The 14253-nt window shown below is 38.4% G+C and carries 9 protein-coding genes; 3 read left to right on the forward strand and 6 right to left on the reverse strand.

Going from position 1 to position 14253, the window contains the following annotated elements:
• Positions 1-303: 303 nt before the first annotated feature.
• Positions 304-2892 carry an ATP-binding protein gene (locus HDF25_RS24980; RefSeq protein WP_184629146.1) on the reverse strand — a complete coding sequence of 863 codons (2589 nt, stop codon included), beginning with the start codon at positions 2890-2892 and terminating at the stop codon, positions 304-306.
• A gap of 526 nt (positions 2893-3418) precedes the next feature.
• Here HDF25_RS24980 and HDF25_RS24985 point away from each other — a divergent pair.
• Both HDF25_RS24985 and HDF25_RS24990 read left to right on the forward strand, forming a co-directional pair.
• Positions 3419-4597, forward strand: coding sequence for a DUF262 domain-containing protein (locus tag HDF25_RS24985; RefSeq protein WP_184629147.1), 1179 nt, complete (start codon positions 3419-3421; stop codon positions 4595-4597).
• Positions 4590-5318, forward strand: coding sequence for a hypothetical protein (locus tag HDF25_RS24990; protein ID WP_184629148.1), 729 nt, complete (start codon positions 4590-4592; stop codon positions 5316-5318). Before HDF25_RS24985 ends, HDF25_RS24990 begins: the two co-directional genes overlap by 8 nt.
• A gap of 349 nt (positions 5319-5667) precedes the next feature.
• Here the strand turns inward: HDF25_RS24990 and HDF25_RS24995 are convergent, their stop codons facing one another.
• From HDF25_RS24995 to HDF25_RS25010, 4 genes are all read right to left on the reverse strand, one after another.
• A complete protein-coding gene (locus HDF25_RS24995; RefSeq protein WP_184629149.1) occupies positions 5668-7170 on the reverse strand; it encodes a hypothetical protein in 1503 nt (500 codons plus the stop codon).
• On the reverse strand, positions 7154-9841 hold the full coding sequence (locus HDF25_RS25000; protein WP_184629150.1) for a hypothetical protein: 2688 nt from the start codon (positions 9839-9841) through the stop codon (positions 7154-7156). The genes HDF25_RS24995 and HDF25_RS25000 overlap by 17 nt, the downstream gene beginning before the upstream one ends.
• A 489-nt stretch (positions 9842-10330) precedes the next feature.
• Positions 10331-11452, reverse strand: a complete 1122-nt coding sequence (locus HDF25_RS25005; protein WP_184629151.1) for a site-specific integrase — start codon at positions 11450-11452, stop codon at positions 10331-10333.
• Entirely contained in the window at positions 11452-11886 is a 435-nt protein-coding gene (locus HDF25_RS25010) for a helix-turn-helix domain-containing protein (RefSeq protein WP_184629152.1), read from the reverse strand. The genes HDF25_RS25005 and HDF25_RS25010 overlap by 1 nt, the downstream gene beginning before the upstream one ends.
• Positions 11887-12254: 368 nt before the next feature.
• On the opposite strand from HDF25_RS25010, the gene HDF25_RS25015 reads away from it, so the two are divergent.
• The gene (locus HDF25_RS25015; RefSeq protein WP_184629153.1) at positions 12255-12491 is read left to right on the forward strand and encodes a helix-turn-helix domain-containing protein; all 237 of its coding nucleotides are present in this window, start codon (positions 12255-12257) and stop codon (positions 12489-12491) included.
• Positions 12492-12801: 310 nt separating this feature from the next.
• On the opposite strand, the gene mnmE is transcribed toward HDF25_RS25015, so the two are convergent.
• Positions 12802-14172 carry a tRNA uridine-5-carboxymethylaminomethyl(34) synthesis GTPase MnmE gene (gene mnmE, locus HDF25_RS25020; RefSeq protein WP_184629154.1) on the reverse strand — a complete coding sequence of 457 codons (1371 nt, stop codon included), beginning with the start codon at positions 14170-14172 and terminating at the stop codon, positions 12802-12804.
• Positions 14173-14253 lie beyond the last annotated feature (81 nt).

Consider the following 14253-nt stretch of genomic DNA (forward strand, 5'->3'; position numbering starts at 1 on the left):
GGGAAATCGGACTACGTATATTATCTAAAATAAATAAGTTGAATTTTTCACTTTTGTTAGAAACAAGTGAACTAATTAAAAATCAAGGGTACCTTCAAGAAAAGAATTAATTTGTAGTCTATAAACTGACGTTAATGGAAATTGGCAACGAAAATCCACAATCTTAACGGATAATCAAAAGCCAGTTTGTTGACAACATGGAGTATTAGATTAATATCATAAGGATTGTTTTTAGGGTATTAACGTAATGGTTAAATGTATTGCAGCTGTAAAATGCAATACATTTAACCGTTCAATTTTTCCCTAAATCGATGAATCTGGCACCTTTTCGAATTCGCTAACCCGACTGTAGAAACGGGCGACAAAGTTTTGAAAGGTATTCACTTCTTCCGCCCCAAGCCCAAGGAACTTGATCACGCCATAATGAATAGCTTTTCCAACTACATAATTTAATTCCTGTTCACTTGGTGCAGCAATTGTATTTCTTGAGATATCCGGAATGAATTTTCTTGAATTTACGTTTACGACTATAGTTGATATATCAAATACAGATGCAGCATAAGGCAACGTAAAATAAAAATCTTTGATAAGCACGTTTCGGATGAAAAGTTCTTGGCGTGGTAAATTGCTACTGTAGGTATAGAAATAACGTTTCTCTGGAATTTCAAATGGTAGGTAGAGGTTGTTCTTGTTACCTTCAAAAAGCGTTATTTTATTTTCAAATTTGTATGTAGGTAAGTCAGGCTCCTGTCCCAATGCAACAAGGGCTGCGTGATCAACACCCTCCAGTATCGAATCTGTTGAAGTTACCTCCTCGCTATAACCGTAGTTCTTTACATTTTTAGGTAGTAAAATTGTGATCCAGGCTAATTTTGACCTCAACTTTTCGACGACATTCTCCGTGTCACCTTCAGTATAAGTCATACCACTTTCAAACTCTTTTCTGATTTCTTTGGTAACCACCGGAACCGATAGGTATTTAATTTCAGAACTGCTAAAATAATCATCAACTGGGATAGCGGCAAGGTCATTAGCTGGCACCAGACATTGCCAACTATCCCTCCTAGCAGCATACTCGCTATAAGTTTCATTCTCATTTTCTTCGGCTAATGGCCGATACAAATAAACTGATTCATCAAGCCCAAGATCAGCCAGACTTCTAACGAAATCGGTTTTCTTACGAACTAGAACATATCCTTCAATGTCATTTAGATAATCCCCCAAATCAATTCTGTGAAAAGTCTTATCGGGTTCCGTTGTTGGGTAAAGTTCGTTTTTTATGGGTATGACTGGTTTAGAGTTGTCAAGCAATTGAAAGTTAATCCCATCTGTTAAGAAAAACTTGCAGAGAAATTCTCTGATTTTTTCAACGTTGGAATCAAACACCTGAAGGAATTGCTTATAATTCAGCGTAACTTCGGTACCGAAGAAACCAACCTCATTTTTTTCAGATAGAGACGTCCACTCGTTACCCTTTTCAAGTTGTATCACATGCAAATCTTTTGCCTGATAGTGACGGGTTTTTACTGTTACCTCGTCGGATAGCATAAAGCATGATAAGAATCCAATTCCGTAATTCCCTATGGGTTTATAACTTAAGTCCTGTAATAGAAATTCGAAGGATTGATAGTAAGATACTCCTATATTCAAAAAGTGATTTTTGATAATCTCCATAGACATACCTACACCATTGTCTTTAATTGTAACCACATTACTTTCTTGATCGAGGACGACGCGAACAGTCGGAACGTAAGGATCTTCGCCTAGTGAACGTTTCTCGTTTTCCTGCCTGATCCTACAGGCATCTAGAGAATTTTGAATTAGCTCTCTTAGCCCTAATTGCTTGCTTCCATAGATTTTTTCACCCATCAACAGCGAACTGATTGCCTCAAACTTTAAAGTCATTTTATAACCTGAAAAACTAAACCCCTCCGTTTCGATCTCATTTTTTGGTTTGGGATCTAAGGGTAGGTTGTATTCGCTTTTCATACCTGCCACTAAAGCAAGCGCTCCACTAAGTTCCGTTTCAACCCACCCAATATAGGTCAGTAGTTTTCGGTGGATATCTGCATTTTTTGACTTTCCATAAAAATAAATTTCTCGCAACTGAGTTCGGGCGTTTAAAACAATCTTGTCATTATTTAAAACATCAAAATGCTGTTTCCATTCTTTTTCGCTGGAACCTTGAGGCGATATGAGTTCATAAAGGCGATAGGGAGTCCGATTAGCGTCAATATCTAAAATATCCGCAAGGCGGAGAATGCATGCAACATATTGGGAATTGAATTGATAATCACCACGAACCTCATGGTGTCTGAGTTTAGTCTTGATCCAATCATAGTCGCGGGTGTGGCTTTCGCAAATTAGCGCCAGATCTTCGGCAAGACTAAGGTGAGGTAGGCCGGGAACTGTAAGCTTGTCTTTTAAATTTAACTTTATGTAGCGACCCGATAGCTGGCCATGAATACGCCTTATATACTCTTGGGTAGCTTCAGTATCATTTCCGTTCAACAGCCGTAGCATGGCAGAATACTTAGTATTGCAAAACGCAAAATTGTCCGACTTGATATCCTTTAAATCCGTTTCACTTACGCCCATTCCTACATCATGTAACAAAGCAGCACAAATCAATAATGCAATTTCCAAATCAGACAATTTCGCGTAGTCTTCAACCAACTTAGACATATATTGCATGATGCGGAAAGAATGCCCCGTATTGTGTAACGTGTAAAGAGGAAAAATTGCGGAAATACGAGTATCAAGGATTGGCGTGACGAACTCTAGTACACCATTTATAATACTGAGAAATGGGCTTTCCTTATTTTTAAGAAATTTTGGTAGATCGAGTTCGTAAAATAGGGATGGACATTCACTTTTCGTAGCGTCGGACATAATAATCAACTTTAACTGTTAAAGATAAATATCCTTAACTAAGTGGCAAGCCATTGATGCTACAAAAACACAGACTTCAAAATGGCTCAAATTAATTTGCTCCAAATATCCTGACTTTAAAACACTATTATGTGTCAGATGAATCATTAAAAAGGAGCAAATGGAAAAAAAAAAGGAACGAACCAACTACACAGAAATCTTAGCTATTTTTAAATGCAAAAAGTTTTAAAGTTCACAAGATTGAATTTCCGTTCCCATTAGTGGGGCTGATCGAAAGCGAGATTTTGACAGAAGAAGATTATGCAGTTTCATTAATCCAAGGAGAATACATCAGCATAGCTGGTCTAGATTTCTTTGGAAAAATGTTCGACTCAGAAAGAGTGCTGAACCAGAAAAACTCAAGCGGTTTATTGATCATATTGAAGGGTAGTTCGATACAAATGACATAATATGCAATTAAGAGAATAGACGGGCGATAAAAAATGTATATTGTTCGCTGCAAATTACTATAAACCTAAATCGTACGATGGATAATAGAGTATACTATGGACAGTATTCCCTTAAACACTGGCTTGACCTGATCTTAAAGAAAAATGTTATTCTTCCAGAATATCAACGATTTTTTGTTTGGGATGAGGATAAGGTCAGGATGCTAATCAAAGCACTCAAAAATAGTCAATTCGTACCACCGATAACAATTGGAGCCTTTAGCATAGATGGAGCAACCCAAAATTTGATACTTGATGGCCAGCAACGATTGACTACCGTTTTGTTGGCATATTTAGGGCTATTCCCCGACAAAGATCTCTTTAAAGGGACAGTCGATAGGTTAGCAAATGAAAATGATGATGACGTTGATGGCGATGACCAACTAGATAATATTCTGCAATGGAATTTTAAAAAGTTAACCGAAAAAGGTAATAACAAAGCCGCTATCCTCGATCAGATAACACCGGGTAATTACAAAGTAATTGACTTCGAAATCGATGAGGATTTTCTGAAAAAAACATTCTTGGGTTTTTCCTACCTGGTGCCGCAAAATAGCGATCAGCAGGTTCAACAAAAATACTATTCTTCAGTATTCAGGAGTATAAATGTTGCAGGTCAAAGATTATTTTCGCAGGAAAGCAGGGCATCTCTATACTTTTTGAAAGATGGTCTGAGAGATTTCTTTGACCCTCCTTATATGAAGCGCATTACGATCAAGAATTATAGTACTGAGAGTACATTAGATTTTCTGAGATTTTTGGCCCTGTTATCTCAATATGCTAAGGAGGGTAATGCTAATAATGTGGCTGCAGGGTTCAAATCCAAAATGGAGGATTATTACGAAGAATATATTTATTCGGTGGCAGGTGAAGAACCCTCGCCAAAGTATAGACCGTTTTTGGAGATATTTCTTGATGGAAACTTCCAACCACGATTCGAAAAGTTAGATCAGACAATTAGGGAGTTGAATATACCCGCACAGTTCACCTCCATAATAGAAATGGATACCTATCTGTTCGGACTTATTTATGCCATAATATTCGAAGGTAAAGACATCGATACAACTAGGAGAGAAGAGCTAATTGTTGATATTGACGCAAAAATTGCTGAGTTTAAAAGCGTAGATGCCCATAAAAAAGCGCCCAGTGCTCTTAAATATTTGCGCGCTCGAATCACTTCATCTATAGAAATCTATAATAACTATTTACATGGGTAGACACACAGATTTTATTCTTTCTCCTGTTACAGACATTCTTATTGATGTAGTGTCAGCAAGTGCTAGTGTGGGTGTTGGCATTGAAACGTTCCCTTTAACAGAGTATGTAATGCAGTCTACATTTTTAAAAATGACAGGTTTTCACGAGCAAAAGATGAAATGTATCTGCTGGGAACTGGCGACTGACGACTATGAATACCGTTACGAGTTTACACGCAAGGCAATGGGTGAATTTTCAAATTACGATGATAAGGTTAAAGTTTATAAAGACTTGCTCTCGCAGATAAAAAAGCACGCGAACTATGATGTTGCCAATGATATAGGTAGAGCCTCTCTCCTGCGGACAGCCCGTCGGGAAATTAAGACGATATTTGAAGGAACAGCGGTATTATCGTGGACGCAGGAAGCTTTCGAAAAGTACCAAAGCTTAGTAAGTATATATCAATTTAATCACTTTGCCACCGACGATAACACACTGTTTGCTGAGACCAATAATTTGTACTCTTTGAAGAAAGTCTATGAAAACCACTTGTATAGGCATAGGAACAGATGCGCTCATAATCTACTTTCCTACCAGGAAAACTTGCCATCGCTTAAGACACTGGCAGATCCTAATTACCATTACAACAACTACTATTTTTGGTTTGCTCTGCTTAATTTAATGGATAAAATTTACATTGAGTTGTACCGGAAGTATCAGCAGGTGTTCGAGGAGCGATAGCGTTTGAATTTGGAAAACCGTGTAAATAAAGCTATGAAATTGAATATTTTGTTCAAAGAGAAAATAGGAACTTATTGCCTATTCACAATGCGTAATACAATTTAATTAAAAATTGTATTACGCTTTTTTAGTGTACTGAACCTTAGATAAAAAATTCTGTGTAAATGATTTGTTCACTAGTACTTAATTTCTAGTAATACTGTCAACCACCTTTTTTATAGTGGAACGAATATAAACCTGCTGGAATGGAAATCTTAAAAATTCGACCAAGAAATCCGTCTTATAACTTAAAAATTCCGAATAACTAGGCAGTCTTTAGGACACATCAATCATTAAATCCGGCTTGGCATTAATAAGCGCTCGGATTTTTAAGATTTCCGTCGATGATAATTACAGCAATTTTTGAAGTAGTTGGAGCGTTTACAAATCCATGAAACACCGCTGGAATTGTAAATACGTTATTTGCTACCGATGTCGAAGGAAGGATTTTGTCTGTCAAATCGAGAATGCATAGGATAGCAAGGTCTGCCGAAAGTGCAGAGGCGTACACTGATGGTTGCCGTTTATACTTATCAACCATTTTCGCCCGGTCAGAGATTTTTTTTTCTACCTTCAATTCTGCAATAATATTCTGGTAGCGAATTTCCACGCGCCCTCCTGCAACATGACCTTCTTTTATAATGTCACCGCCGATCGTCGGGTTGGCGGATAAGTAAGTAATCAGGCGATCCCGGAAATCATCCTCTGATAATTTGCCAATGGTTTTATAAATACCGTGTAAAGCGCAATAACCTGCATAGTTCAATATGCCGGAAAGCAAAATAATAAAGTGATCGAGTTCCTGGCTATCAATATCCGGCAAGTCTTTTTTTATTTCCAAACCTATGTCCCAGGCTTTTTTATTCAGTTTGCTAAATCCTGTAGGGTATTTAAAAGTTTTTTCATCGATTACCTGCGTAATCAATTCATCGTACCCAATAAGATGCGGATAAGCTGGTTCTTCGCTGACAGATAGCAATTGGGCCATCAGTTTGATCGCGATTGGAGGGTCAAATGTATTTTGCGCATATTTAAAAACCACCTGCCCCCTGATTGAATAAGAGAGGGCATTTGTCAATTGAATTTCCGGGAGTGACAGTACAAAAAAATCGTCCCCAGTAGTACTAACATGCCGAATGATCAATTTATCATAATTCTCCGGCAAGCGGTTAAGTTTGATTACACCATTGATAGTATATTGCGTTTTAGGTTTGAGCAATTGCGGGTTTGCCCAAGGCTCGTTATCTGTAGAAAATTGCACTGAAAGCATGAGTGGTTCAGCTTCTTTTTTCTCCTCGCTGTCAGGAGTAGAGATATGTCGCTGAAAATGCGCATATGGGTTTGTTTCGATTCCATGCACGAATGGCAAGCTGATGATCGCAAGTTCATCGATTTTTTTGTAAAAATCTGTCAACTGATTACTGGCACTTAGCCCGGCTGCCAATATTAGAGCAACTTCGATTGACGGCCTGGAATGATCCAACTTCGCGGCTACCCCGGAAAGATGTTCTAAATTGAATTGATTGGCTTGCTTTAAGGCATCGGATTTGCCATCACCTGATTTCAGCGACTGAAGATAAGCGGCCTGAAATTTGGCGACCAAAAAAAAGCATTCCAGAAAACGAAAGTATGGCTCGTCAAATGTATCTACGATAGTCTCGCATAACTTTTTAGTGGTTTCAATAATGGCATCCAGCTTTTCGATAATGCTTGGCAGGCCGGCTTTAACGCCGGGCGCAAGTGCCATTTTATATTCCCTTAAATCGAATTGCAATTGGTCAAACTCTGGCGAACTACTACGCTTTGAATACATTGGCTGCGATTTTTAACTTGTTTAATTTTTCTGATCGGTCGGCAGTTATTTCAACCGCGGCCATTAATTGCCAAAATTCGATGTTACGTCTTACGCGTTTATTGGCTTCCACATCGGTAAACTTAAGTTTTAAACTGACTGTTACCTCTTCCAGCAATGTGTAACACTCAAAGTAGCCGAGGATCGCTAAGATGTGCGCCACTTCAAAATGTCGCTCTATAGCCGTTCCCGGCAAAGCAAAGAGTTCACGAAATTGCGCTTCCTGCGCCACAATGAATTTCCTATCCAGATGATGCATTTTAAAATAAAAATCCAAACGGTCGTCCTGACCACCGCCACCATTATAAGGAAAACGGATTAAAAAGGACAATACACCGTCAAGCCAAAGGGAATAAACTTCCGGTGCCTTTTTTGCTAAATACCACAATTTTTCCAGTTGCTCTTTTGCCTGGTAATAATCACCGGTTTTGACCCTCGGGCTAATAAAGTTTGCCGGTATTTTATAAAGCGCCTCAGGCTGATCGGCTACAAAAGACAGTATCTGATCAACTACACCGGACAATTTTGTATCATCATCCTCTTTGGAATAAATGTCGGCGATCCGTACCAACAGAACGGTCATTTCGTACCTTTCACGCTCGCTCATAAAAGGCCGTAAATTATTCGAAATTTCTATGGCATTGTTAATCACAAACGCCCAGTTGGTGTATAAAGCATCCTTATGGATTTTAAGATACGCAGCTGTGATCCTTTCAGGATAGTTATCGGCAACAGTGCCCAAAATCATTAAAGCCAGGCCTTTAATTCCAGGCTCTTTGTCTTCCAGAAAAACGTTGAAGAGATCCCAAAGCGATGTAGTTAGCAGCATTTGGAACTTTTCAAATATTTTGTTCAGAAAAAGCAGTGCTGTATGTCGAATATTTTTTGAATCTGGGTCGAGTAAATGCGTATATAATTGTGGAATAAAACCAGCTAGCATTGCCGGATCTTTGCCGTAATCTGTTACTATCTTGATCAGTTCCTTTTTATATTTTTCATTCTTCGCTGAACTGATTTCAGGAATGATGGAATATACTTTGGGGAGATTTTGATGGGGAGCAACCTTGCATAATTCACCGATTATTTTTTTCGTTTCCTGGTAACGATTATGAATTTCCTGCTCAATGTTCTTGACCTCGTAGAAGTTTTTACCAACCAGGTAATTAAAAGTGGTGCGTTCATCAGGCTCTTTATTTTCCAGTTCTTCCTCGTAAAATTTAAATAGCGCTTCTTCTTCGGCGACTTTGGACAGATAACCTAAAAAGCCATCGAACCGGCTTTGAAACAACTCCGGTCTTTGTTGGATGAAATAAGACAGCTGATGTCTTGCAGCTGTTTGGACTTCTTCAGGCACGCCGCTATTTAGGATATCAGCCACTAATTCATCTACAAGTGTTGTTGTGATTTCAGGATGATTGTCGGCAAACGCCCTATTATTTAATAAATTGATCGTTAGTCTGGGGAATAGGGCCTTTGCCGCAACAGAGAGCTTCACTTTTTCTTTAGTTAAGCAGGCGAATGTACTTGGAGGGTCTTGATTGAATAATACTTGAATAGTTTCTAACGTAACTCCGTCAGCGGATTCCTCATATTGGTTATCCGTAAATTCTAGCGACCGGATGATTTCCGGTGCCAGAGCGGCTACAAATTCAGGTAAGGTTGCTGTTAATCTTTGTAACAACAAGTCAATGTTGATCCGAGTATTTTTTTCATTAACAGCAAGATGCTGCCTGAAAATAGTTTGCAATTGTTCCGGGGCCACCTTAGCTAACCTGATCAGCAACGCCTCTGCATTTTGAAAATTTCTTTCTGGATTTGCCGGTTCGCCAATGTGTCGCTTATACCAAAGCCGCGTGATCAGGGTGTCGATGGTTAGTATGTGGTCGTCGATATTATTGACTTCAATATAGAAGTTAAGAATTTTTGCCAGTCTATCGAAGTGCGGCGAAGTGCCTGTTTGTGCTTTTGCCACATCGAGTAAATTAACCGGGAAATACTTTCGGCCAGCCATGACTGCGCAAGCGGCCTCGATGCAATACGCGCCAGCCTGTTCGTCTTCAAAATACATCAACAGCACATTTAGTGCATCATCACTGAAAAAAGAAGGATCAAGCAACGCTGCCGCCGAAAGCTTCGATGCTGTTATCGACCGCTGCGATTCATCTGCCAGGCCTACAAGCATTTTGAGAATAGATAATTGCGTCGGATTTGCCTTAAACCTGCCCGCAGCGATCAAAACATTAGTTTCCTGCTTGATCTTTTCAGCGAGGTCTGTTCGCAACTTTTCTCTTTCTGATTGCTCTTCTGTTTGCTTTTGCAATTTTTCTAAAATGACCTCTCCATAGTTTGGTTTGCTCCTCGCCTGGTGAAAATTACAATTGATGCAATTTTGTGCTATGAACTCTTCCGCAATAACCGATAGTCGAAGCCAGTCTGCTGGAAAGGCTGCATGTTGGCAATCCAGTTTTACGTTATTAGGAATACGATACATTTCCGCCACCATTCCCCGTGCATAGCCCTGAACAGTCAAGTGCACACACCATTTTTCGACCTGAGGCATTAATTCGATGTTTTCCAGACCGATTTCTTTTATTTCCTCAATGTTTTTTTGGATACTGTCTATTTTGACCATGTGTAGGTTTGCAAGCGGTTAATCATCAAATTTACCGAATTAGTTTCAGGAAGAAAATGAAACCTTTCCACATCCGGGCTGCTTAATTTCTTAAATTTATAAATTATGGTGCAGGATACGGGTGGGCGCGACTAAAAATGATTTTTCCATCTTGTTTCATGTTGACCAGCTGCAGCATAGCGACACCGGTGCGTTGACGCTCCTGACACTGATGGTGTTATTGTTCACGGTATGGTTTGGTTCTTCTGGACATCTGACATTTTTTCTCCTGGCAATTTTTCAAATAAATTCACAAAAACCTCAGTGTTTTTAAGCTTTTTTAATGCAGTAAATGCCACACGGCGCATATGTAAAAGAAGTCTTTTATTCACTTCACAATTAGCCTAATATCCACCTATGGAATAAATTAACAGCAAAACTTCTATCGCTTAAATCTAACGAACATTAAACTAATCACCACTAAAAACCTAAACTAGATAGCTATAATAACTAAAGGCATTCCAAATCAAGGACTATTCTGCCTGCTGCTTCAGTCTTTTTCTTGTCAACAATTTTAGCATAAACCTGAGTACTTTTTAGACTTTTATGTCCGAGCAATTTAGATAATGTAAAAATATCCGTTCCATATTCCAATTGCAAGGTTGCATACGTATGTCTGAAACTATGAAAAGTAATATTTTTATACACACCCGCTCTAGATAACCAAGAAACAAAAAATGGCTTCAGGTTTGAATATTTTAAATTATCAAAGACTAACTGCTGTGGCTCTCCTCTTTTTCCAATCAGTTGTATAGCTTGATCTGAGATTGGCAATACCTCAGCATTTTCTGTTTTATCCTGGATATACTGCAAATAGTATCTACTAGGTACTCCTTTAATATTGGAATAAGTTAATGCCTGCACATCAGAAAATCGTAAGCCAGTAAGTCCTGAAAAAAGAGCAGCTCTTTTCATCAGATCAGATGATGAAGGTGTAGATGCTAATCGCTGAAACTCTTCAATTTCCAAGCGATCCCTGTGTGTTTCCTTAGGCTTAATGGGTAGAACAATTTTATATAAATCAACATCAATCAGTCCTCTTTTAAACACCTCCTTAAGAACTGAACGAAATTTAGCGAAATAATTTACAGCCGTATTCTTACTTATAGCTTTCTCTCTCCTACTTATTCCAGGCCCACTTAACAAGAAGTTTTTGTAATCTTCGCACAAAAAGTCATTTAAATCACTCAACTTAATATCCTCCCCACCAAAAGCTATAAAATAACGAAGCGCCATCGCATGATTATCGGAATCAGACCTTTGCTTCTTAATCGTAAAAGTCCTAAAATGTTCTATAAAACTAGAATCTCTTGTACCATCAGACAAAAACCCAAATCTCCTATTTTGAATGTCAATCTGACGACTAGCCCGTATATATTCAACAAGATTTGAAGTTTCCTTATTATGCAACCTTTCCGCGCTATTTGATGGCTTATCAAAGGTATACAGCTTTAGATACTCTGTTCGCTGCAGTTTTCCAGTATATGGATTATAAATTGGCGGATAGTGATCCAGATAGATGGTATGCCTCGCTTTGGAAATGGCTTTACGCCGTATAGTAACCTTGGACATTATTTTATAACATTATTAAAAATTACATCAAGATCTTTTTTTGCAACATAAGTATACCAACCATTTTTAAATTTAGATATCTTATGTCGTTTAATCAGCTGATACAAGCCTGCCTCTGAAATTTTAAATTTCTTTTGCGCTTCTGCCATAGAATAACTATCCCTTACCTTGGGTCTAACCACGATTTTCTCTTCAGAGAACTTAATCTGCTCTTTAATTTCAAACAATCGATCGATTTCCTTACGGGATATAACAGTTTTACGAACAGAGAGGTTTACAGCAGCTAATTTCTCGTCTGCAATCATTCTATAGATCATTTTTGTTGATGTACTTAAAAGTTTAGCCGCATCACTCACACTCAAAAAATCTTTTCCCTGTAAACTCTTAATCGGTTTATCCAGGATAGTTTGTACTTCCTGATCTATGTCTTTCATTGCATTAACACGCAATCTCAGCTTATAACTTCTCTTATTGCATATTGCGCTACAAAAACGTGTTACTGTTGTTTTAGCATCAAATATTCCTTTGCAATGCTCACAAATCCTTTTCACTGTAAAATTGGAACTCATATTCTAAATCAAATTTGGTACTCGCATAATAACCTACACGAGCCATTAAATCATATCGTGATAAATAAAAAATGCTTTATTCATCAATACAATCAGATATAAGAGCACTTGAAATTACAGCGGTAATTCCATAATAAAAGCTTCTAATCTTCCACAAACGTAAAAAAAACATTTCAATTACAACGCATCCGTTGTACAACATCTAAGTTGTTTGCCCTTCTTTTACGCTTCCAATGGAAAAGGAAACTCTGCTTAAAAATCTTGGTGCCAGGATACGTGAAATACGTAATAAGAAGGGTATTTCTCAAAAACAACTTGCCCATTCAATTGGCAAAGACCAACAATCTGTGCAGAGATTAGAGGCCGGTAATATAAACCCCACCTATTATTATCTCTATGAAATAGCTGATGGTCTGGAAGTAGATCTTGAGGTTTTAATTAAAAGAGACGGTGCAGACTCCAATGGATAAAACCTTGGCAAGGTAAACCTATCAAATCATCTTTAGTTATTTACCCATATTTTGATCAAATAAGCATCAATAAGTATATATAAGCATCTATAAGAGACATGCATTTCTTATGGAATTTGGCGATAACAAATAAGTAATCTGAGGAACAAATGAGGTACAAAAATTGCCAAAAAGAAAGAATTTCACTAAAAAAAAGACAAAAAAATAGCCGTAATCAACTAGATTACAGCTACTTACAATATATAGCAAAGTTTTACTAAGCTCTTGGAAATAACTTAATAAGTTACTGATTATCAGCTAGTTATAACACCTACTTGCCGATACAAAACTTACTAAATATATTCTCCAGCAAATCATCCGTCGTCACCTTCCCGGTAATCTCCCCTAAATAATAAAGCGCCTGCTTAATATCCATCGCCAAAAAATCAGATGTAACCGGATTAATCAAACCCTCAGAAACACTATTCAACGACTCCTGAGTCTTCCGTAGAGCCTCCACATGCCTGATATTCGTCACCATTGTATGATTCTCCGATAACTTATCCCCTATCACAGTCTCATACAGCAACTCCTTCAACTCCTCCACATTCTGATTTTCCTTCGCAGAAATACCAATAAACCTGATATCCGCCGGCAAATTCAACTCTTTCATCCTGTCACTAAAAGAAAGGTCTATCTTATTCGCAACAGCTACAAAAGCCATCCCCGGTTTGTGCAACCTTGCAATATCTTCCCTAATCTCTTTCGCCGTCAGGTTCAACACATCAAACAAATAAACCAATACAGCAGACTGACTAATCTTCATCATCGTCTTCTCCACCCCAATTGCTTCAATCGTGTCCGTCGCTTCACGTATCCCTGCCGTATCAATCAGCCTGAAGTTTATCCCTTTAATATTCAGAACCTCTTCAATCGTATCCCTCGTCGTTCCTGCAATCTCACTCACAATCGCCCGATCCTCATTCAGCAACGCATTTAACAAAGTAGATTTACCCGCATTCGGTCTTCCCGCGATCACCGTATTAATCCCTTCCTTAATCACATTCCCCAATTCAAAAGAGCGGATCAGCTTATTCAGCACCAAAGTAATCTTGTTGATCAGGTCCTGCAATTGATCTCTATTTGCAAACTCCACATCCTCTTCCGAAAAGTCAAGTTCCAGTTCTATCATTGAAGCAAAGTGAATCAACTGCTCACGCAACACATTCAGTTCCGTGCTAAAACCGCCCCTTAACTGGTTCATCGCTACACTATGCGCAGCCTGAGAATCAGAAGCAATCAAATCAGCTACAGCTTCTGCCTGTGACAAATCCATTGCCCCATTTAAAAACGCCCTTAAAGTAAACTCACCAGGTTTCGCTGCCGAAGCCCCTTTTTTAATCAGTAAATTAATAATCTGCTGAATAATAAAGTTCGATCCGTGGCAAGAGATTTCCACTACATTTTCCTTCGTATAAGACTTGGGCCCCACAAACAAACTCACCACTACTTCATCAATCACGATGTCACCATCTTTGATCAATCCAAAATGCAGGGTATGTGTAGGTTGGCTTAGTAAATCCTTTCCGCTAAACACGGAATTTGCAATCGCAATAGCATCTTTTCCGGATAAACGGATCACACCAATGGCACCCGCTCCGGGTGGGGTTGACAAGGCTACTATTGTTTCATTTGTAATCATAACGCACAGAACTTAGATTTAAGATTGCGCAAAAATACCCAAACATTTCCTATCTTTTCATGTTTAACCATTGAAAATTAA

This window comes from Pedobacter cryoconitis (genome assembly GCF_014207135.1).
GTDB lineage: Bacteria > Bacteroidota > Bacteroidia > Sphingobacteriales > Sphingobacteriaceae > Pedobacter > Pedobacter cryoconitis_D.

Excerpts from the sequence above, each read along its gene's own strand:
- HDF25_RS25015 (WP_184629153.1), top strand. The coding sequence starts at position 12,255 with ATGGAAAAGGAAACTCTGCTTAAAAATCTTGGTGCCAGGATACGTGAA.
- HDF25_RS24995 (WP_184629149.1), bottom strand. The coding sequence starts at position 7,170 with ATGTATTCAAAGCGTAGTAGTTCGCCAGAGTTTGACCAATTGCAATTC.
- HDF25_RS24980 (WP_184629146.1), bottom strand. The coding sequence starts at position 2,892 with ATGTCCGACGCTACGAAAAGTGAATGTCCATCCCTATTTTACGAACTC.
- HDF25_RS24985 (WP_184629147.1), top strand. The coding sequence starts at position 3,419 with ATGGATAATAGAGTATACTATGGACAGTATTCCCTTAAACACTGGCTT.
- HDF25_RS25000 (WP_184629150.1), bottom strand. The coding sequence starts at position 9,841 with ATGGTCAAAATAGACAGTATCCAAAAAAACATTGAGGAAATAAAAGAA.
- HDF25_RS25005 (WP_184629151.1), bottom strand. The coding sequence starts at position 11,452 with ATGTCCAAGGTTACTATACGGCGTAAAGCCATTTCCAAAGCGAGGCAT.
- HDF25_RS25010 (WP_184629152.1), bottom strand. The coding sequence starts at position 11,886 with ATGAAAGACATAGATCAGGAAGTACAAACTATCCTGGATAAACCGATT.
- mnmE (WP_184629154.1), bottom strand. The coding sequence starts at position 14,172 with ATGATTACAAATGAAACAATAGTAGCCTTGTCAACCCCACCCGGAGCG.
- HDF25_RS24990 (WP_184629148.1), top strand. The coding sequence starts at position 4,590 with ATGGGTAGACACACAGATTTTATTCTTTCTCCTGTTACAGACATTCTT.